The 18940-nt window shown below is 63.8% G+C and carries 17 protein-coding genes and 1 pseudogene; 4 read left to right on the forward strand and 14 right to left on the reverse strand.

All coding sequences use genetic code 11. The annotated features are described in order from the left end of the window. Positions 1–2: 2 nt before the first annotated feature. The 5 genes and pseudogenes from GGC65_RS12115 to GGC65_RS12130 all read right to left on the reverse strand — a co-directional run bounded on the left by GGC65_RS12115 (position 3) and on the right by GGC65_RS12130 (position 3922). Entirely contained in the window at positions 3–143 is a 141-nt protein-coding gene (locus GGC65_RS12115) for a hypothetical protein (protein ID WP_192647394.1), read from the reverse strand. Between the two features lie 74 nt (positions 144–217). Then, positions 218–352, reverse strand: a complete 135-nt coding sequence (locus GGC65_RS23580; protein ID WP_264081026.1) for a hypothetical protein — start codon at positions 350–352, stop codon at positions 218–220. A gap of 684 nt (positions 353–1036) precedes the next feature. Continuing rightward, positions 1037–2152, reverse strand: coding sequence for a HEPN domain-containing protein (locus GGC65_RS12120; protein WP_192647395.1), 1116 nt, complete (start codon positions 2150–2152; stop codon positions 1037–1039). 229 nt (positions 2153–2381) lie between these two features. Beyond that, positions 2382–3046 (reverse strand): annotated as a pseudogene (locus tag GGC65_RS12125) (IS5 family transposase). Between the two features lie 318 nt (positions 3047–3364). After that, positions 3365–3922, reverse strand: coding sequence for a type 1 glutamine amidotransferase domain-containing protein (locus GGC65_RS12130; protein ID WP_192647396.1), 558 nt, complete (start codon positions 3920–3922; stop codon positions 3365–3367). Between the two features lie 454 nt (positions 3923–4376). Here GGC65_RS12130 and GGC65_RS12135 point away from each other — a divergent pair, with 454 nt between their 5' ends. Together GGC65_RS12135 and GGC65_RS12140 are read left to right on the forward strand one after the other, a co-directional pair. Next, complete coding sequence (locus GGC65_RS12135; protein ID WP_192647397.1) at positions 4377–4676, forward strand: hypothetical protein; 300 nt, start codon at positions 4377–4379, stop codon at positions 4674–4676. An 899-nt stretch (positions 4677–5575) separates the two neighbouring features. Next, on the forward strand, positions 5576–6715 hold the full coding sequence (locus GGC65_RS12140; RefSeq protein WP_225940794.1) for an NAD-dependent epimerase/dehydratase family protein: 1140 nt from the start codon (positions 5576–5578) through the stop codon (positions 6713–6715). Between the two features lie 141 nt (positions 6716–6856). Here the strand turns inward: GGC65_RS12140 and GGC65_RS12145 are convergent, their stop codons facing one another. The 9 genes from GGC65_RS12145 to GGC65_RS12185 all read right to left on the reverse strand — a co-directional run bounded on the left by GGC65_RS12145 (position 6857) and on the right by GGC65_RS12185 (position 17286). Then, complete coding sequence (locus tag GGC65_RS12145; protein ID WP_192647399.1) at positions 6857–7183, reverse strand: NADPH-dependent FMN reductase; 327 nt, start codon at positions 7181–7183, stop codon at positions 6857–6859. 350 nt (positions 7184–7533) lie between these two features. Continuing rightward, positions 7534–8799: a DUF418 domain-containing protein gene (locus GGC65_RS12150; RefSeq protein ID WP_192647400.1), complete on the reverse strand. Its 1266-nt coding sequence runs from the start codon at positions 8797–8799 to the stop codon at positions 7534–7536. A 149-nt stretch (positions 8800–8948) separates the two neighbouring features. Beyond that, complete coding sequence (locus GGC65_RS12155) at positions 8949–9347, reverse strand: hypothetical protein (RefSeq protein WP_192647401.1); 399 nt, start codon at positions 9345–9347, stop codon at positions 8949–8951. Positions 9348–9511: 164 nt separating this feature from the next. Next, complete coding sequence (locus GGC65_RS12160; RefSeq protein ID WP_192647402.1) at positions 9512–9982, reverse strand: DUF3574 domain-containing protein; 471 nt, start codon at positions 9980–9982, stop codon at positions 9512–9514. Between the two features lie 155 nt (positions 9983–10137). Next, positions 10138–11433, reverse strand: coding sequence for an HlyD family type I secretion periplasmic adaptor subunit (locus tag GGC65_RS12165; protein ID WP_192647403.1), 1296 nt, complete (start codon positions 11431–11433; stop codon positions 10138–10140). Further along, entirely contained in the window at positions 11430–13118 is a 1689-nt protein-coding gene (locus GGC65_RS12170) for a type I secretion system permease/ATPase (RefSeq protein ID WP_192647404.1), read from the reverse strand. Before GGC65_RS12170 ends, GGC65_RS12165 begins: the two co-directional genes overlap by 4 nt. A gap of 55 nt (positions 13119–13173) precedes the next feature. After that, positions 13174–15759: a right-handed parallel beta-helix repeat-containing protein gene (locus GGC65_RS12175; protein ID WP_192647405.1), complete on the reverse strand. Its 2586-nt coding sequence runs from the start codon at positions 15757–15759 to the stop codon at positions 13174–13176. A 217-nt stretch (positions 15760–15976) separates the two neighbouring features. Further along, a complete protein-coding gene (locus GGC65_RS12180) occupies positions 15977–16906 on the reverse strand; it encodes a dihydrodipicolinate synthase family protein (protein ID WP_192647406.1) in 930 nt (309 codons plus the stop codon). Continuing rightward, a complete protein-coding gene (locus tag GGC65_RS12185) occupies positions 16852–17286 on the reverse strand; it encodes an SRPBCC family protein (protein ID WP_192647407.1) in 435 nt (144 codons plus the stop codon). The genes GGC65_RS12180 and GGC65_RS12185 overlap by 55 nt, the downstream gene beginning before the upstream one ends. A 240-nt stretch (positions 17287–17526) precedes the next feature. Here GGC65_RS12185 and GGC65_RS12190 point away from each other — a divergent pair, with 240 nt between their 5' ends. Then, a complete protein-coding gene (locus tag GGC65_RS12190; RefSeq protein WP_192647408.1) occupies positions 17527–18093 on the forward strand; it encodes a nuclear transport factor 2 family protein in 567 nt (188 codons plus the stop codon). Continuing rightward, complete coding sequence (locus GGC65_RS12195; RefSeq protein WP_192647409.1) at positions 18090–18836, forward strand: class I SAM-dependent methyltransferase; 747 nt, start codon at positions 18090–18092, stop codon at positions 18834–18836. Before GGC65_RS12190 ends, GGC65_RS12195 begins: the two co-directional genes overlap by 4 nt. The last annotated feature ends 104 nt before the right edge of the window (positions 18837–18940 follow it).

Here is an 18940-nt window from a genome sequence, read left to right on the forward strand (position 1 = left end):
GCTCAGTCGTCGTCGCTGATGCCGCCGTGGCGGATTTTCATCAGCGTCTGGAGATCCACCGGACCCTCGACATCGACGCCGCGGGTTTCGGTTCGCGCATCGCCGAGATCGACGAGTTGTGCATCTTGGTCATAGTTTTTCATGATCATTCCTTCCGGTCACGTGCCGCCGTAGAGAGCAAGGCGTGCGGCGCCCGCAGGGCCGCACGCCGGACGCATCAGTCTTCGGCCTGGATGCCGCCGTTGCGGATCTTCAGCAGGGTCTGAAAGTCGATCGGACCCTCGACGTCGACGCCACGGGTTTCGGTGCGTGCATCGCCGAGATCGACGACGCTGTTGTCATTCGTTTTCATGGCATTTCCCTTCTTCAACTCGCGACAGAAATGAGTCGCAGTCCGAAGCTATGCCTCCATGAAAAGGTCATCCATTTTATAATCGGATTATTATTGCCGACCAGACATCCTAAAAAGGCAACCGGGCAAAGGAAACGTGCGTCTGGAGCACACACCGCCATCTTTAGCTATTGCCTGGACATACATGGCGGAACCCGGTCACTCGCCCAAGTTCATTATGAGCGTCGGCTTGTCTCATCAGGACGACCGCCATTAGCAACGCTAAGTGGGTCCAGAAATGGACCTATTTAGAAGTCAGTATTAGCTGCCAGGATATTTTTCGGATTCGAGTCGTAGCAAGAGATTGCTGATTGCGGACGATCCCTCGACGCAAGACTTCGCCCTCGTAATCGCCCGCGGCGACCCAGTCGAATTTGGATTTCGGAAGACCAAAAACCTCATGCGGTCGATCCCGGGACTTCACAGGATGCGCTGTCATCATGCTAGCCCCACGTACCGGCTGACGCTTTGACCAAAGCTCAAGACGTCGCCTTTCGGCCCCCGCTTCTCACGACAGGGTGTCAGCCGGCGCGCGCAGAATAGCGCGAAGTTCGGAGTGAGTCACGATAGAGGAACGCTCAGACTGAGACCAATTTTACGCTGAACCATGTTGGACGGACTCGCGGCCGTCTCGATCCGCAGCGCTCAAACCGAGTTCGCCGCCGGGGATATCGCCCCGCCCGTAAGCTCGATCATGTTCCAATCCGGGATGTGGCCGATTTCCAGCAGCCGCTCGAGAAGCCGCGCTGTCACTCTGATCCCCTGCGCGGAAAGCTCCAGGTCACCCGAGTGAAGCGTGCCCGTATGAACGATGGCGCTCCTCTCGTCATAGAGCCGCCCAACGGTGCGCTTCGTCGCGAGCCGCGATGCATATTCGGTTTCAAGCAGAAGCGCCGCGCGGAGCTGGACGCGATATTTGAGCTCCTGCCGCGCGTCCCCTAGGACAGCCTCGAGGGCTATCGCGGTCTCGACGATCGCGTCGGCTGGACTGTCGGCTAGGACCGCTCGTCCGAGCCGGACGAGCGCGAGATCGATACGCTTGCGATCGGCGACAGGTAGCGCCGCGTAACGCGGACGCAGCTCGCGAACCTTGCCGGTGATCACGTGCGGCATCGAGCGAACATAACCGCCGATTGGTTCAACGTTCACACCAGTGGGTTGCTCCCAAAGCCTCGGTACGCCGCTTTGCACCCGATAGCTCGTCAGCCGGACGACCGGCGCGGAGGGACCGTCAAGCACCATCAGCCTGAGTGCCGCCTGGATCTTATCGATACCTGGCACCGGTTCCGCAATCGCACCCACGGCTTGCGGAAAGTCGGCCGCCGGATCGAGCCGGCGAAACGCTCTCTGGCGAGCCTCAGTCACGAGGATCGCGCCCTTTCTGTGGATGGAGGGGTTACGGAAATCCCGGATCGCCTTCCCGAAGTCGGCCGTCGGCGCGGTAGTCGACGGCAGGGCAACAACCCCATCGCCCAGATCGACCGGCTCCGACGTTTCTACATTATCAACATACACCATGATCATCAGATCGTTTTCCTCAAGCGCGAGGAGCTCGTCGAAACCCTCCAAGGCGTGATCGATGCCGTCGCGCCGTGCGACGCTGACGAGAAGTCGACCGATGCTCACCGGTCTCGCGTCCGATAACATGCTTCCGAACTGAACGGCGGGGGTCTCGCCCGCATAGAAAGGAAGAGACGCGAGATAGTCCGAAATCGCGTCGAACGCGGAAGGGTCGCCCGTGCGCAGGGCCTTCTGGATCATTGCTCGAAGCATTTTGCGATCATAAGTCATCGGTGCATTGGACAGTTCGACGACCCGCGATCAAGTCCAAATGGGCGGACCGGCACCCGCGCGTGATGGACGGGTAGGCCCCTTGCAGCCCAGCCGGAATCCTTACAGGCATCTGCATCTAACGATGTGGATGGCGCACCGCCGTTGGCGAAGATGTAAAGCCGCCTTGCTATCGCGCTCTAGGGCCAGGACTCATTGATCAGAGCCAGAAGATGACGGTTGCGGCGAGAGCCACGGGCGGCCGAACATGATATCGATGCGGTTACGGCGTTTGTAGCGGCGCTTGTCATATTTGACGGTCTTGCTGCGTATTTTCCGGCCCGGGATGCAGGGCGTGATGCCCTTTTCCTGCAAGGCATCGCGGAACCAGTCGGCATCATAGCCCCGGTCGGCGAGCATCCATTGCGCTTTGGGCAAACTGTCGAGCAAAGCGGCCGCGCCCGTGTAATCGCTGACCTGCCCGGCGGTCATGAAGAAACTGATCGGGCGGCCATTTGCATCGGTTACGGCATGAAGCTTGGTGTTCATGCCGCCCTTCGTACGGCCGACCACGCGTCCCGGAGCCCCTTTTTTACCTCAAGGCTCGACGCCGTGCGGTGCGCTTTGAGATAGGTCGCTTCGATCATGATCGCCTTGCGCTCTGGCGCCTGCGGTGTCGCCAAGCCCTCCATCATGCAGATGAAGATGCCTTTGTCGCTCCACCGCTTCCCGCGATTATAGAGTGTCTTCGCCGGGCCATACTCCCTCGGCGCATCGCGCTACCTCAGCCATTGCGGGTGACGAAGATGATGCCGCTAAAAACACGCTTGCGGCCATGGCCCTTCGGAAAATAGGGCTGAAGACGCGCCATCTGCTCGTCCTCAGCCAGAATAAATCTCAAATTCAGGCTCCTTCGTGGTCGCCTGAATCATAATCGCTACCGCAAATCATTGGGTGCTGACCCTACGGATAACTTCGGATTCGCAGATTATGGTTCTATGATGAAAGAAAAGGCGGAACTGCCGCTCCGCCTTTTCCGCCATGGGCTACGCTCCAACCCCGGCGCGAAGTAAACGCAGCTCGGCCGTTGCGGTTGCGCACACCGAACTCCCTGCAGACATGAACCAGCCAAAAATACACCCCGTTCTTCAGCTGAGTTCAGTTTTGTCCTCACCATGTGAGCGCGGTCGGCGCACCACCGCCTCATCCGAGCGGGACCTTTGTAAGCATGGCAATAATCGCGTCGCAAAAGTCGGGAAGATCGTCGGGACATCGGCTCGTGATGATGTTCCCGTCGATAACGACGGCCTCATCGACGACCTCGGCGCCAGCGTTGGCGACATCGGTCCGGATCGATTTATAGCTCGTGAGGCGTCGCCCCTTTGCAAGCCCCGCCTCGATCAGTAACCAGGGTGCGTGGCATATGGCGGCAATCGGCTTCCCGGCCGAAGCGAAATCGCGGATGAGCGCGACCGCCTTCTCGTCGACACGAAGGAGGTCGGGATTGATCTGCCCGCCGGGCAGGACAAGCGCGTCATAATCATCGACCTTCACATCCGCGATAGTGAGGTCGACCTCGATGTCCTCACCCCAATCGTCTTCATCCCATCCAGTGATTTCGCCCATTTCGATTGACGCGATGTCGACGTCGGCGCCGGCATCTTCGAGCCTCTCAAGCGGCACCTCAAGCTCGGACTGCTCGAAACCATCGGTTGCCATGATGAGAATGCGGCGGAACGAAAGTGTGTCGGTATCAGCCATGGAAATTTCCTGATCCTGTGAATTCTATTGCAGCGTCGGCTTCGGCGGAACGCCATTCCTGACGTCTGGGTCGACAGGAAGCGGCTTCAATGGCTCGGAGCCCGGGGGCACCATGTCCGATGGAGGAATTGGCGGCAGGTTCTTGTCCTTGCCATCGTCGCGCTTGCTCGCGGACACAGTCTCGCCGGTTGCCATGTTTCGTCCTTTCGGCCGCGGAAGCGGGGCGGCGCCCGTCAGTCTTGCGAAACGAGCGTCAGTTTGAGCAACCGGTCAGGGAGAGCAAAGTTCCGGCGAACAACCGCTTCCGGGCATCACCTGTCAATCCGGACTATCGGCAAAAGCGACGATTTCTGCTAAAAGGAACACAGACTCGGTTTGATCCCCCAACGCGAGATCCCGGGCTGGTCGCAATGCCGCATCCGATAAGGACGGCGAAGAATGATGGGAGATTCCCATGCCGGCGTTTCACATGTTGCTCCACTGTCCGTCGCGGCGCGACGCCCGCCGGATCGATTTCCATGCCGAAGGCCCGGACCACGCGTTCCAGATCGCGCGCAACGAGGCCGACGGGACCGGAGTCGAGCTTTGGGAAGGCGACAAATTGCTCGTGCGGATGGCAAAGACGATCGGCAATGTCTGGGAAATCCTCCCTTCGGACGGAGCGTGTTCCCATGCGGCAAAAGACGTTGCCAAAGAGGCACAAGATCGCCCCTCCATCGCCCAGGCGGCGCCACCTCTCTCGTTGCCTCACTAAGATAATACGCGGTAGGTTCCCGCCTGCCGCGCCAAGACTGGCACTCTGGATGGAGGCCGAATTCCATTTTTGCGAGCGGTCCGGCAGCCGGGGCGTGTCGGCTGCCACAGGACCGCCACACTTCTGTGTGGCCGGAACCGGTGTGCCCGCGGGGCCGCGGAAGGACGCCCCACCCTGTCCGGATCGCATCCGGACAGGGCGGGCCCTCAGCCCCGCTCCGCTGGATATGACGGGATGACTAGCCGAACGAGAAATGGCGGCCAGGAAAGGGGCCAATATTATCCCGCCGCTCGGGCCGTTTCCTCGAGCTGCGCGATACGCTCGGTGCAGACGATCTCAACGATTGCGGCGAGCGCCTCGACGCGGGCGCCGAGCCAAATCAGTTCCTCTTCGGAAATACGATAATCCTTTGAATAACGCGCCTTGATGTAGGCTTCCTTGAGCTTCTCGAATCGTGACCGGTCAGCTTTCGTTTCTCGAGGCCACGCGTCGATCAGTCGTGTGTCGATGCGTTCCGCTTGTCGAAAGACAGGGCCTTTTTCGTCGATGTGCCATGTTATGCCTCTGCGGGAATGGTCGTTTCCAATCTGGCTTCGCTTTCAGGCGCTCATGATGTCAAATGCCCCGAGCTCTCTTGCGGCCGGCTCGGACGATCGGTTCGGCGCCGACGAGCAAGCTCAATACCGTCCGCGCGGCGCTCGGCGAGCAGCGGGAAATCGAGTGGGAGGGCCCGCACGGACTGGAGATCGGCGCGGTGCCCATCCTCCCGGTCGGCTATAAGCCGGGCAACGCTATACGGTGCGGCCCCAAACGATACCGACGCCTTCAACTCGCAGCCTTACGAGGCACGTTGATCGGTCTCCCCTCCCATAGCTCCGCGGCAACAAAAGGAGACGACATTGGACCGAAGGAGCTTTCTTCAACTTGCGGCCGCGAGCCCAATCGTCACCGCGTGCAAGCCTCAGGCATCGGCGCGGTCGGCCCCCAGACGCCCGCTGCGCCTGCTCATCCTCGGAGGGACCAATTATTTGGGCCCGGCGCTCGTTCGAGCGGCCCGTGCCCGCGGTCATCGGCTTACGTTGTTCAATCGCGGAATAACGCGTCCGACCCTCTTTGAGGACTTGGAGCGCAGGCGAGGCGATCGTTTTCCCGAACGAGATGCCGGCTTGGATTCGCTGCGGAGCGGTGAATGGGACGCCGTCATCGACATTCCCGCCTATTATCCGCGGAATGTTGCGGCTACCGCCAATCTATTGGCGCCCCGTACGGCCCGATACATCATGGTTTCTAGCATCGCGGCTTACTCCGACTGGTCGCTCCTCGGCATGACCGAAACCTCGCCAGCCCATCGGCCTGTCGGAATTGAAGAGGTGCCCGAGCAATATCCGCTGGCGGCAGGCGGCCGTCGCTATGGTGCCCGAAAGGTCGCGTGCGAGCACGCCGTTGCCGCCGCCTTTGGCCAACGCTGGGCCAGCGTTCGCGCTACCGGGATCATCGGAGCGGGAATTGAGGACGACGACCCAAATAAATTCTTCTGGCCTGCACGACTGGCTCTCGGAAAGCCGATCCTTGCGCCCGGTGACGGGTCGCAAAAGCTTCAGTCGATTGATGTGAGGGACTTGGCCGATTTCATTCTTCTGATCGCTGAAACGGACCAGATGGGCATTTTTAATGCGATCGGCCCCGAAGAGCCCTTCACCACCCGCCACTATGTCGATCTGGCGCGCAAGGTGACCGGCGGGAGCGCCCCGGTCATCTGGAGCGGCCGGGACCTAGGGGAGATGCCGATGTACAACGACACCCCCGCCTTCGCAGCCTTCGATCCGCGAAAAGCCCGCGCCGCCGGCCTTCATTATCGCAGCCTTCGCGATTCGATCCAATCGAACTGGGATTGGTTCCGACGCAATTATCCCGCTGACTTCGACTTTGCGGGCGCCGGCTTCGGCCTGTCGCCGGAAGTGGAGGCCAAAGGTCTTGAGCGCGCAAGATCAGAGGGCCGCTGGCCCGCGATTCCAGGTTGGAGAAGCCAGCGCTTCTGAGCGCTGGCGACGGTTTTGCTTTCACGAAACATCACGGGCGAAGCCTCGTGACGACGGCCGATTGGCGCATGGGAGCGCGAACCGCGGCGAGGCTGCGGGCGCTGCCGACCGTCTGGATAACCACCCGCTCAACTTGCGCGGTCAGATCCGCTGCGGGTCCTGCCGCCGCGTTAACGGAGCGTCCGTCGTAGGAGAAACTCGCCGCAATCGGAGTCGGCCAGCCCGCAGGGCATGCACTACGCCGCGGAGCGCTTGCACCGCGCCCGCGCGCGCTTGGTCGCGGTGCGCCAGCGCGATGATTCCGACAATACGGTCCTCCAGATAGGGTCGGACGTCGCCGGCCAGGTCTTCGATATATTCGAGCGCATTCTTCACCAGCACCGAGACGCTCCCATACGGTGCTTCGGCTGCGATGATCAGCCCATCCGCCTCGCGGACGGCGGCGACCAGTTCCGCCCCGTCCCGCACCGAACATTGCGGCCCGCGGTAATGCGGCAGCGCGAGGAGATAGTCGCTTCCGAAAAAATCGCTTCGCCGCCCCGCCGCTTGGCGAGATCTGCGGCCAGTCGAAGGACGGGTTCGACCCCGCTGGAGGCCGACGTAGCGCCGCCGATGGCAATGACTTTCGGCTTCACTTTCATTTCCTTCGTTTGGGACGAGCCGCCCCACAATAGCCTCACGGCGACGGCCGCAGTGCGCGGCCCTTCAACTCCGCGCTGCCGCCTTTCCGGGAAAGCTAATCATGAATCCATTGACACGATTTCACGAACCTGCTGAACCAATCTCAGCACTGCTCAACCCGGCCAACGACAAGCCGATCAGCGGCGGACACGATAGCTGAGACGGCGCCAAAGCCATTCCGCCGGGCCGAAGGGCATGGCGCGCAGCCACAGTCGGCTTGCGAGCGCAAGGGCAAGAAACAGCGACACTCCGAAAAGCGTGAGGCCTGCGATGCCGAACGCGTCGAGTTTGCCGAGGCCATATCCATAAAGCACCCACGTCCCGATCGCGCCGGAGAGCAGATAGTTGCTGAGCGCCATGCGACCGGCCGACGCGAGCAGCCTTTGCAGCGGCCCGTCGGTTCGCGAAAACAGCAGAGTGAGCCCGGCCAGATATCCGACCGCCAAGACCGGTGCAGTCAGTGCCGAGGCGGTGATCAGCGCGTCTCCAATGCCGCCCGGACGAATGCCCAGCATCGGCAGCATGTTGACGGCGCTAAGGACAAAGCCGGCCGGGATGCAGACCCACGCGATGCGGCGCAGGGTCGCGGCGTGCCGCGACGGGTCGGTCAGAAGACCGGTGCGAACCGACCAGGCCCCGAGAAAGAAGAGCCCGAGGAGCGCGAGATCGCCGACCACCATCGGCGCGGTTGCGGTCGCGTGGCGCGTGACGCCGAGAATGAAATTCTCGCGAACCGCATCGGCATAATGAGGGCTCGAATAGGCGGCGAGGCCGCGCGCCATCCGATCGGCGATCGAACCATCGGCGAGGTTCGGCAGCGCCCCCCCCGCCAAAAGCTCGAGGCCTGCATGAAGGATTGGCGGAACCACGGCGAGGACGAGGCCGGTCTTGAGCAGGGCGGCGTCGCTCCCGCCGCGGCACAGCAGCAGGACGAAGCCGAGCAGCGCATAAGTGACGAGGATGTCGCCATAAAACAGGAAGAGCTGGTTGACGATTCCGAAGAGCAGCAGCGCTAGCAGACGCCGGGTATAAAAGCTCCCGAACTGCGCGTGGCTCGCCGAAGCACGGGCCAAAAGGATCGCGAAGCCTGCGCCAAAGAGGAAGGCGAAGCTGGCACGCGCCTTGCCGAACATCAGCAGGATATCCATGGCGAGGACGCCCATTTCGGCGAGCGATGCGCCCGCCAGCACGTGCGGGGCGTTGATCGACATTGCCATCGAGCCGATGTTCATCACGATCACGCCGAGCAGCGCCAGGCCGCGAAGCGCATCGATATGCGCCATCCGGTGGTGCACCGGCTGCATCGCAGAGGTAGAGCTGGCGCCAGTAAGAATCGTGGCTTCACCAGCCGCCTTGGCATGCTGATCGATACCAGCCTGTTGCCGGTGAGGGTTTTTGAACATGTTTCATTCCTGCGGATTAGGGTTTTGTTTTGCGCTCGCGTGCCGTCCGTCGGACTGACGGCCTCTTCGGGGCAAGGTTGCGAGGCAAGGCGCGACGGACTCCCAGGGGGTGACGGGAGGAAGGCCGCGCCCTGAGCGTCGAGTGCCGATCAGTCGCGCGCTTCGGCTGCGCGGCTCGCCGAAAACGCCTTCAGCACGAACCAGGCAAATAGCGCCAATCCCGCGAGCGTCGCCATGGTGCCCGGGGCGATCAGCATCGCGAGACGTTCGTCGGCGCGGAGCACGCCGGCGAGGCCGATCATCATCAGGACGACGCCGCCGACATAGGCAATGAATTGCCAGCGCATGATCCTCTTGCTGGAAAGATCGCGCATCTGGGCGTGGAACAACCCCTGGATGGCGCAAGACACCCAGCCGAGAAGATTGAGATGGGCATGGACAGGGCTCAGCGAATGATCGTCAGTCGCCGCCATATAGAGGCCGAGAGCAATGCCGAAGCCGAGAAAGACAAGCGCCGCCATCATGAATGCGAGGGCATGGGTCGACATGGAAGGTTTCGGCAAATTCATCGGAGGCTCCAGTGCGGTATTTATGTTCGCGGGTTGCATTGCACAGCCGCGCCGCAGCCGGACCTCCCTAGTCTACGAGGGTCTTGGCGGGGAAAGTGATCAAGTCGGGGCGCTCTGTGCTTATCGCCATGCTCGATGCGCGATCAGACCCGCGTGCAGACGGGCTGGTAGGTCATCAGCACCGACTCCTGGCCGAAACGCGCCATATATTCCCGCCGCGCGCCTTCGAGATTCGTGTAGCTTGCAGGCACATCGGGGAGCACGAGGGTGACGACCTCCGACTGCTCGCGCACCGGCGCCTTGCCGGCGCCGCGCCAGTGGCCGGTCCCGCTCAGATGCGTCATGCCTTCGGGAAAGCGGCGCGAAAGCACCTCGTCCACGAATGATCCGAACTGCGCCTCGCTGATGGCGGGGACCGCACCGATATTGCGGCCGAAAAAGAGCTGGGCGAACATCATCTTTTCCTCGCCAGCGGCGCAGACCGCGGCCTCGCGAGTTGTCGCGCAGCCCGCCGAGACGGCCGTCACCATGATGACCGCGCCAAGGCGGGCGCGGCGAAGGATCGACCGCAGCGCCGGGCGCGCGCGGTCGGGAGAAAGGATATTGAACGGCACTTTTGACTTCCTTGATCGTGCGGAGCGAGGCATTTGCGCTTCGCTGACGGGCGCGGGCGTGGCCCTTTGCGCGGGCATTGCCCTGCTACTCCTGCTGTATCCAGTGATGTAATTTCACATAGATGGTGAAATCGTTGCAGTATGGGTTGAGGCCCTCAGGGTTCGCGAAACAGCCGGCCGATCTGGTCGATGAGGGGCTTCAGAAAATAGGAGAGCGCCGAGCGGCTCCCGCCGCTGATATGCGCTTCGGCGGGCATGCCCGAGCGCAGACGCCGGATCGAGGGATGCGACGAGGGCAATAGTTCGCAGGCAACGAGATAATAGTCGACCCCGCTCCGCTCGTCGCGCTGCACGGTGGGCGAGATGCGCGTCACCCTGGCCGCGAACTGGGGCGTCGTCGCCGAGGCGAAGGCGGGGAACAGTATCTTGGCGGACTGCCCGACCGATATGCGGTCGATCTTGTCGGGCGCGATCCTCGTCTCCACGATCAGCCGCTCGCGGCTGGGAATGAGCAGGAGGAGCGCCTCCCCTGCGCCGAGCACGCCGCCGCCCGTCCGCTGCGCAAGCTGCTGCACGCGTCCCGCTGCGGACGCGCGGATGTCTAGATGGCTGCGCGCATCGGCGTCGGTGAGATTCTGGGCGCGGGCCTGCGCTAGCTGAAGCTGCGTTTCTTTCAAATCGGTCATGACGACATTCTGCCGTTCTGAGCGAAGCTGTAGTGCCTGAACCTCGAGTTCGGCGATCCGCGCGCGCCCCTGTGCGATCGCCGCGCGCTGGGCGCCGCGGTCGCCTTCGAGCCGGTGCGCCTCGCGTTCCAGGCTGTTGACGCGGGTCAGCGTCGCATAGCCCTTCTCGTAGAGCGTGCGGGCAGCGTCGAGCTCGCCGACGATCAGTCGGCGTTGGCCGTCTCCCGCGGCGATCTGATCCTGCAGCCCGGCGATTTCCGAACGCGTTTGCGCAATCTGCTCCCGTATCTGCGCCTGCTTTTCCGCCTCGAGGCGCCGCTGGGTCTCGAAGACGCGGACCTCGGCGCGCAGCACGGGATCGCCGGGCGCGTGGCCCGCATCGCTTCGTATCCGGGTGCCGTCCCGCTCGGCTAGAAGGCGGAGGCGCTGCGCGTCGAGTTCGCGCACGCGCGTTTCGGAAAAATCGGCAGCAGCGGTCACCGCGGTGGGGGCAAGCTGCGCGAGCAACTGGCCCCGGCTCACCTGCTGTCCCTCGCGCACGAGGATGGTTTCGATCCGGCCGCCGACCGGATGCTCTACCGAGATCGCCCCGGTTCGCGATATCACGGTCCCCTGCGCGACCACCGCGCTCGAAATCTGCGCGAGCAGCCCCCAGCCCAATATGAGCAAGGCAAGCAGCAATAGGAGAATCTTTCCCTGTTTTCCGTGCGAGGAAAGCCCGAAGTCCTCGAACGGGCCCGCGCGCAAGGTCGGTAATGTGGTCATGACAATCTCCGTAACGGCGCGGGTTCGGAGTTGGCGGCGCTCAGCACGCGGCCGGGCGGTCCGAACGCACGCTGGCGCCCGGCTTCCAGCGCCAGCATCTTCGTAGCCTGTCCGAGGACACCGGCCCGGTGGGCAGCGACGATCACGATCGCCCCGCGCTCCCGCGCCGCCGCGACCGCGTCGGCGAGTGCCGCATCGCCGTCGCGGTCGAGCGCCGAGTTAGGTTCGTCGAGGACGAGAAGGAATGGATCGCCATAGAGGGCGCGTGCCAGCGCGATCCGCTGGCGCTGCCCGACCGAGAGCCGCTGCCCATGGTCACCGACCTGCGTATCGAAACCCTCGTCGAACCCGCGAATCATCCGGTCGAGGCCGGCGGCCTCGGCGGCGGCCAGGATCGCCTCCGAACTAGCGCCCGGATCGAAGCGGGCGATGTTTTCAGCGATGGTCCCGCCGACGAGATCGATCGATTGCGACATATAGCCGATAAAGGCTCCGCGGCGCTCCTCGGGCCATTGATCGATCGTCGACCCGTCGATGCGATATTCCCCCGCCGACGATGCGACCAATCCGACAAGGCCGCGCAGCAGGGTCGATTTGCCGGCGCCGCTCGGCCCAACGACGCCGAGCACGTCTCCGGCTTCCAGTTCGAACGAGATGCCTTCGAGGATGGGCTCGTCGCCGCCGGCGGCGGCAAAAGTGAGCGAACTTGCCTTCAGATCGCGCGCCGGCAAGGGCAATGCGACCGGGATCAGCGCGCCGGCGCCCGGGTCGGACAATTCGTCGAGGCGCGCGATCGCCTGCCGTGCACCGACGAAGCTGCGCCAATGCGCGATCGCCTGGTCGACAGGCGCTAACGTTTTTCCGAGGAGGATCGAGGAGGCGATCATGACCCCGCCCGTCGCATCGCCGGCAATAATGAGCAGCGCGCCTGCCGCGAGCACGGCCGATTGCAGGAAAAGGCGGATGAATTTCGAGAGAGTCGAAAAGTTGGAGATGGCGTCGGCGTTGCGGAGCTGCGCCGCATTGGCGGCGCCTGCGATGCTCTCCCACCGGTCGCGGAGCGCCGCGGTCATCCCCATCGCGCGCACCGTATCGCGCGCCGCTCCGGCATTGTCGGCGGCCGACTGCACCTGCATCGACAGCAGCGAGTGCTGCATCTGGAGCGGGCCCGTCGCGCGATCGGTCGCCCATGTGACGGCGGCGAGCGAGGCCGCGCCGCCGAGGCCGATGAGGCCGAGATAGGGATGCAGCAGGAAGAGAAGGACAAGATAGAGCGGGGTCCAGGGCAGGTCGAACAGCGCCGCAGGTCCCCCGCCGGCCAGAAAGCTGCGCAGCTTGTCGACATCCTGCGTCCGGGCGGAGGCGCCGCGGGCGTTTGCGCCGCGCAGACCCGCGGCGAATGCGAGCCTGCCGAGCGGCCGGTCGACGAGCAATCCGAGCCGGGCGAAGATGCGCGAGCGGATGCGCTCGAGCCCATTTTGCGACGCATATAAGAGAGCGGCGAGGAGGAGCAGTGCGGCGAGGGTCGCGGTGCTGCCGCTCGCAAGCACCCGGTCGTAGACCTGGAGCATGAACAGGGGCGAGGTCAGCCCGAGCAGGTTGATGGCGCCGCTGAAGGCAGCGGTCAGCGCGAATGCGCGCCTTTGCTCGTGGAGGATGCGGCTGGCAGCGCCGCGTTCGGTCATGGACATAGATAAAAAATCCGGGCGCGCCGGAGAGGCGCGCCCGGAAACCCGGTTGCTAGACGAGATGGAAGTCCGTCACGCCGTGAAGGCGCACGGCCTCTTCGAGCGTGGGGAGCATGGCGTAATGCCCGCCTGCCGGCAAATCGTCGGCAAACAGATGGGCGACATCGGGTCCGCCATGTTCGGCAGGAGCCTGATCCAGCTCGGCGGCTGGAGCAAGCGGTGCCGGCGCCGCGGTCTCGGTGGTGAACTGCCACTGACCGCGGGTGATCGCTCCGGCTTTCCACGGCGCCGCGTTGACGCGAATGAAGTCATTCGTCGTCACGACGCTGTAGGTCGTGCCCGGCTTGAGGTCGAACTGGCCGAGGTCGATATCGATGACCTGCTTGCCGTCGAACGCGTCGCCCTTCACGAAGTCGATCTCGCCGATCGTCTTCCCCGAGGGTTCCTCGACGATCTTGAGACGGCCCGCAGACCATTCGCCGATCCCCGCGGTGACGAGCTTCATGCCGATATGGTCGTCGAGACCGACATGCGCCGCATCCTTGCCCGTCCAGACGCCGACGACGCCGGCCACGGCCTTCGCGAGCTTCGCGAAGACGGCGTTCGCCGGAATGCCTTCGCCTTGGTGCGGCTGGTCCGGATTGTCCGGGTCCTGCGGCGGCGGGGGCGGCGGGGGTGGCGGCGGCGGAGGCGGGGGCGGAACGTCCGGCGTCGCCTCGCCTTCCATCGTGATCTGCCAGTCACCGCGCGCGATCGCTCCCGCCTTCCACGGGGCAGCGTTGACGCGGATGAAGTCGTTCGTCGTCACGATGCTGTAGGTGACGCCCGCCTTCAGGTGGAACGCGGCCAGATCGATGTCGAGGATCTGCTTTCCGTCATAGGCATCGCCCTTCACGAAGTCGATTTCGCCGGCAACCTTCCCCGACGGCTCCTCGATGATTCGAAGCCGGCCGGCGGTCCAGTCCGAGGACCCAGCCGCGGTAAGCTTGATCTTGATATTGCCGTCGAGCGCCATCTTGTGGGGATCGGCGCCGGCGTTGATGCCGGCAATCCCCGCGACCTTCTTGACGAGCGGCGTGAACACATCGCCGGTCGGGGGCGGCGGAGGCGGAGGCGGAGGAGGCTGATCGGGCTCCTCCGGATCCTCGGGCGGCGGCGGGGGCGGCGGCGGAGGCGGAGGCGGCGGATTGCCACCCGAGGGCCGACCATCGCCGCCCTCTCCCGGCTGCATCGCCCCCTTGCCCGGCGCCTTTCCGATCCCGCCCGACTGCGGCAGTCCGACAGCAGGCCCGGCATCGCTCTGATCGGCACCGATATCGATCGCGCCGCCGGTCAGCGGACGACCGTCGAAGTCTTGGTTCAGGCCGGGGATAGCCGTGCCGGCATCGATTGCCGCCGAGCCGGGGGCCAGATGGAGCGTGCCGTCGAGCCCGGGCGTGCCGACGATGCTGTGCGCATCGCCGCCGGTCTGCGTCTTCCACTGGGCAAGGGTGATTTCGCCATTGCCGAAGTCGAACAATTTCCCGCCATGATTGCCGAGGCCGTTCAGCAGATTATGGTCGAGCTGCATCGGACCCGTGACGCCGCTCTTGATGACGGCGAGCGCCGCATGGGTGACATAGCCCGGCGATCCGCTGACCGGCGGTGCGACCGTGACGATATTGTTCATCACGAGCGGGTTCACCGACTTGGTGAACACGTCGCCCGACGGGGTCCAAGTATTGATCCCGGCGACCATGATGCCGCCGCCGAAATACCAGGGGTGGGTCGACACATTCTGCAGCGTGTTGTTGTAGACCTGCGCGTTAAGGCTTCCCCAGACGAGGATGCCGCCGTCGCCGGTATTTTCGACGATGTTGTTGCGCACGATGCTGTTCATCGTCTGGTAGAGCTGCGGATTGTCGTTGTCGAAATATTCGAGGTCGGTGCCGTAGCCGAGCATGATGCCGGCGCCCGAGTTGGGCGGATCGCCGAAGCTGAACCCGCCGGCCCCGCCGGTGCCGGTATTCTTGATATAATTATTCTCGATGACGCCGTTTTCGACGCCGCCCTTGATATAGACGCCCGTCGTCGCGGTATCGTGGATATAGTTGCCACGGATCACGACATTGTCGGCGTTCACGACGTCGATGCCTTCGGCGTTCGACCCGTCGCGGCGACCCGAATTGTAGATCTCGTTGTTGAGGATCTGGAGGCCGTCGCAGCCCGGCGTCACCTTGATCACGTCGCGGCCGCTGTCGTGCAGCACGCAGTTCTGGATCGTGATGTTGTGCACGCCGTCCTGCGGATAATTGCCGCCCCAGTCCCAGGTGCTCTCGAGCTTGACGGCATAATATTCGCCGCCCTTGATCTCGAGCCCGTCGAGCGCGCCGCCATGCGCATCGACGCCGAACCGCACGACCCAGTCGGGCGAACCGCTCGCCGTGCCCGCCGAGATGACCGCATGCTCGCCCGGATAGTTTTTGATCGTGATGTTCGGCGCTTCGACGGTCACCCCCCCGGCATATTCGCCTTCGCGAAGCATGATCGTATCGCCCGGCTTCGCCAGCGCGAGCGCCTGTGCGAGCGTCTTGACCGGCTGGACGACCGATCCCGGCGCTCCGGCAGCGCCGCTGTTGGACACTATGATCGTGGCCATATTGCACTCCCTCCTATATCCGGTCCACCATGGACCGGGTCGAGGCGGCCACGCGTACCGAGCGCGAAGAGCGCGCTGACCCTCGTTGACCTACCAGTGGACAAGGTCTCGTCGTAAAATTCGTTCGCACTGCCGCGGCGCCAAAAGTCGAGCTGTTCCGCGGCGGAACATAAAGATTAATAAGTCCTTGCGCGGGCTCGTCCGGATGCTCGCCTGGCTAGGAAAGCGGCGCGATCGCTTCGCGCAGTTCGCTCCAGTGTTCGCGCTTCAAAGGCTGGATCGGAAGCGGGGGATGCGCGTAGAAATAGCCCCGGATGCAGGCGACCGCGTAGATCACCCGAAGACTTCCATGCCGGCGGAACAGGGCCCAGAGGGGTTCGAAGAGCTGCTGCAGCCGATCGGTTTCGAGGCGGTTCCCCGCGCGGGCGGCGCGCGCCAGCGCAGAGGCCAGCGACGGAAAAATCCCGCCGGCGACGCTGTACCAAGCGTCGGCGCCGCGAAACAGCGCTTCGGCGCAGCCCCAGTCCCCGCTATATCCGACCGAAACGCTGCGCTTCGTGCGCAGCGCGCCCAACTCTTCGGCGAAGTCGCCAGCCTTGGGAAGGGGAAGCTTGAACGCCTTGACCGTCGGGAGATCCATCAGGCGAAGGATGAGCTCGCGGCTGAAACTGAAGCCGGTCGTCGAGGGATTGTCGTAGACGCAAATAGGAAGCGGCGTCGTTGCGGCCACGGCGGCATAATGGTCGAAAACCTCGTCATCGGTCAGCGGCATATAGCTGATGGGGGCGAGGAGGAGCCCGCTTGCGCCCGCTGCGGCCGCGACCTCTGCATGCGCGCAAGCCTCGTCGGTGCGCAGCGCCCCGACGCCCGCCATGATCGGTACCCCGCCGGCAGCGAGTACCGCCATTTCGATTGCGGCACGGCGCTGCCCCGGAGCGAGATAGGGATAGATGCCCGTGCTTCCGAGCAGGCCGATCGAATCGACGCCTGCGTCGGCAAGCCGTTCCACCTGCGTCTGGAGCGCGGCCGTCATGACCTCACCGCAAGCAGTGGCAGGGGTGAGCGGGAAAGCGGAAAGGCCGGAAAACAGGGTCAAAGCCGTGGATCTCCGAGCGCCAGCGCGAACCCTGCAAGCAGCTGGTCCCATGCGGCGTCCATCATGGCGGCATAGGCCTCGGAGGGCAGCTGGCTGTGCCGCACGGTCAGGCGCGTTGCTCCCTCCGCGTCGGCCAGTTCGTAGCGCAGCACCACCTCGGTATCGGGCGAGCGAACCGTGTCATGATTGTCGCTCCAGTAGCGATACTGGAAAAGCGTCGGCGCCTCGAAACATTCGATCGTGCCGCTGTCGCAGAAGGGACGCCCGTCCGCCGTTCCGTCGAAGCGGATGAGTCCGCCGACTTGGGGTTCGATCTCGACATGCTCGAAGGGAAATATGCGGACGATCCGGACGGGCTCGGTCAGGCAGGCAAAAATCCGCTCGCGCGGCGCGGGAAGCAGGAATTCTTTCTCGATGGTCAGCGATGACATGGCACACCCCTCATTTGTTTGAAACGATCCGGCAGCCGTCGGCCAAGCGGCGCGGCTGCAGGTCCGTGGATGTCGCACCCCCGCCCGCAAAGCGCCATCGGATGACGGCGGATAGTACGGTCGTTGCGATGATGTCCGTCTAGCGCGCACGCCACGCATTGTGCGCCTCGTAGGCTTCCCAGTCGCAATTCGGCCGCGCCCTTGCGACAAAGGCAGCACCGAAAAAACCAGGATGAAACCATGTCGCAATTTCGCTGCCATATTCTCGCTGCCGCCGCCTCGCTGCCGCTCCTCACGGGTGCGGCCGCACCCGCCGAAGAGGCGGCGATCCCCGAGCTGTTCGAACTGTCGCGTGCGTCGAATGCCGCGCTCATGCAGGGGGAGATCGACAAATATCAGTCGCTCCTCACACTTTCGGACGACTTCCTCCTGATGTCCCCTTTCGGCGGCACGCCGACCCATGCGCGCGACATCACGCCCGAGACGATGGCCCGGATGGGGCGCTTCTTCCGCAACGGCGACCTCCGTCTCGAACTGGTCAACGGCTGGGCTTCGAAGGACATGGTTGCCCTCGCGCTCATCGAGCGCTCGCATGTGGCGGTGGGCGATGTCCCCGAGCAGGAATGGGCGCTGCGCGTCACGCTCGTCTACAAGCGGGATGCAAAGGGCTGGACGCTCGCCCATCGCCACGCCGATCCGCTCGTCGGCGGCATTGCCATGAAGGAAGCCGCCGAGCTTGCGGCACGGCCCGCGCCGACCCCTGCCGCACCGCCGCCCGCGGTGCAGCAGGCAAAGCCCGGACAATGAACGCGACATCGATCACCCGCACGCGCGCCTCGAGCGGCGTCGCTCCCTATGATCTCCATGGCGCCGCGCTTCTCGACTGTTATCGCGGCGACGATCAGGCAACGCTGCTCGTCTATCAGGACGGCGAGCGCGACGATGTTCCCGCCGCCTTCTGGCTCCGCGAGACGCTCGATCCGCTCGAAGCCATGGCGCTCGACCATTGCCGCGGCCGCGTGCTCGATCTCGGCGCGGGGTCGGGACTACACGCGATCGAACTCGAGCGCCGCGGCTTCGACGTCGTCGCGGTCGACATTTCGCCCGCGTGCGTGGTGATCATGCGCGAGCGCGGCGTCACCGACGCCCGCGTCGCCGACCTCTACGATTTCGCCGATGGACGGTTCGATACGATCGCGTGCCTCTGCAATGGCCTCGACAAGGTCGGCCGTCTTACCGACCTTCCCTATTTTCTCGATCGTATGCGCACGCTGCTCGCCCCCGGCGGACAATTGCTCGCGGACAGCTTCGACCTTGGCGCGGCCGCCGATCCGAAAGATCGTGCGCGCATCGAAGCGCGGCAAAAGCAAGGGCGCTATGTCGGCGAACTCGACCTGCAGTTCGAATATCGCGGGACGAAGAGCGACATATTTCCCGTGCTGCATGTCGATCGCGAAACGCTTGGAATCACTGCGGCCGCGGCGGGCTGGTCGACGACGATCCTGTCGTCGCGCGGCGGTCATTATCTTGCGCGGCTCGAACCGCGCTAGGCTGCAAGCTTGCTGGCAATCGATGTGGCGATCATTCCTCGAATCAGGCAATGCTTCGATGCGTACCGAGCGCGTGTCGAAGTCGGTGAGATCGGACCAAAGTT

Source organism: Sphingopyxis sp. OAS728 (genome assembly GCF_014873485.1).
In the GTDB taxonomy this organism is placed as follows: domain Bacteria; phylum Pseudomonadota; class Alphaproteobacteria; order Sphingomonadales; family Sphingomonadaceae; genus Sphingopyxis.

Coding starts and splice junctions, on each gene's coding strand:
- GGC65_RS12135 (WP_192647397.1), top strand. CDS start 4,377: ATGCCGGCGTTTCACATGTTGCTCCACTGTCCGTCGCGGCGCGACGCC.
- GGC65_RS12120 (WP_192647395.1), bottom strand. CDS start 2,152: ATGATCCAGAAGGCCCTGCGCACGGGCGACCCTTCCGCGTTCGACGCG.
- GGC65_RS12185 (WP_192647407.1), bottom strand. CDS start 17,286: ATGTCATCGCTGACCATCGAGAAAGAATTCCTGCTTCCCGCGCCGCGC.
- GGC65_RS12150 (WP_192647400.1), bottom strand. CDS start 8,799: ATGTTCAAAAACCCTCACCGGCAACAGGCTGGTATCGATCAGCATGCC.
- GGC65_RS23580 (WP_264081026.1), bottom strand. CDS start 352: ATGAAAACGAATGACAACAGCGTCGTCGATCTCGGCGATGCACGCACC.
- GGC65_RS12195 (WP_192647409.1), top strand. CDS start 18,090: ATGAACGCGACATCGATCACCCGCACGCGCGCCTCGAGCGGCGTCGCT.
- GGC65_RS12130 (WP_192647396.1), bottom strand. CDS start 3,922: ATGGCTGATACCGACACACTTTCGTTCCGCCGCATTCTCATCATGGCA.
- GGC65_RS12115 (WP_192647394.1), bottom strand. CDS start 143: ATGAAAAACTATGACCAAGATGCACAACTCGTCGATCTCGGCGATGCG.
- GGC65_RS12190 (WP_192647408.1), top strand. CDS start 17,527: ATGTCGCAATTTCGCTGCCATATTCTCGCTGCCGCCGCCTCGCTGCCG.
- GGC65_RS12180 (WP_192647406.1), bottom strand. CDS start 16,906: ATGGGACCAGCTGCTTGCAGGGTTCGCGCTGGCGCTCGGAGATCCACG.
- GGC65_RS12170 (WP_192647404.1), bottom strand. CDS start 13,118: ATGACCGAACGCGGCGCTGCCAGCCGCATCCTCCACGAGCAAAGGCGC.
- GGC65_RS12175 (WP_192647405.1), bottom strand. CDS start 15,759: ATGGCCACGATCATAGTGTCCAACAGCGGCGCTGCCGGAGCGCCGGGA.
- GGC65_RS12165 (WP_192647403.1), bottom strand. CDS start 11,433: ATGACCACATTACCGACCTTGCGCGCGGGCCCGTTCGAGGACTTCGGG.
- GGC65_RS12155 (WP_192647401.1), bottom strand. CDS start 9,347: ATGTCGACCCATGCCCTCGCATTCATGATGGCGGCGCTTGTCTTTCTC.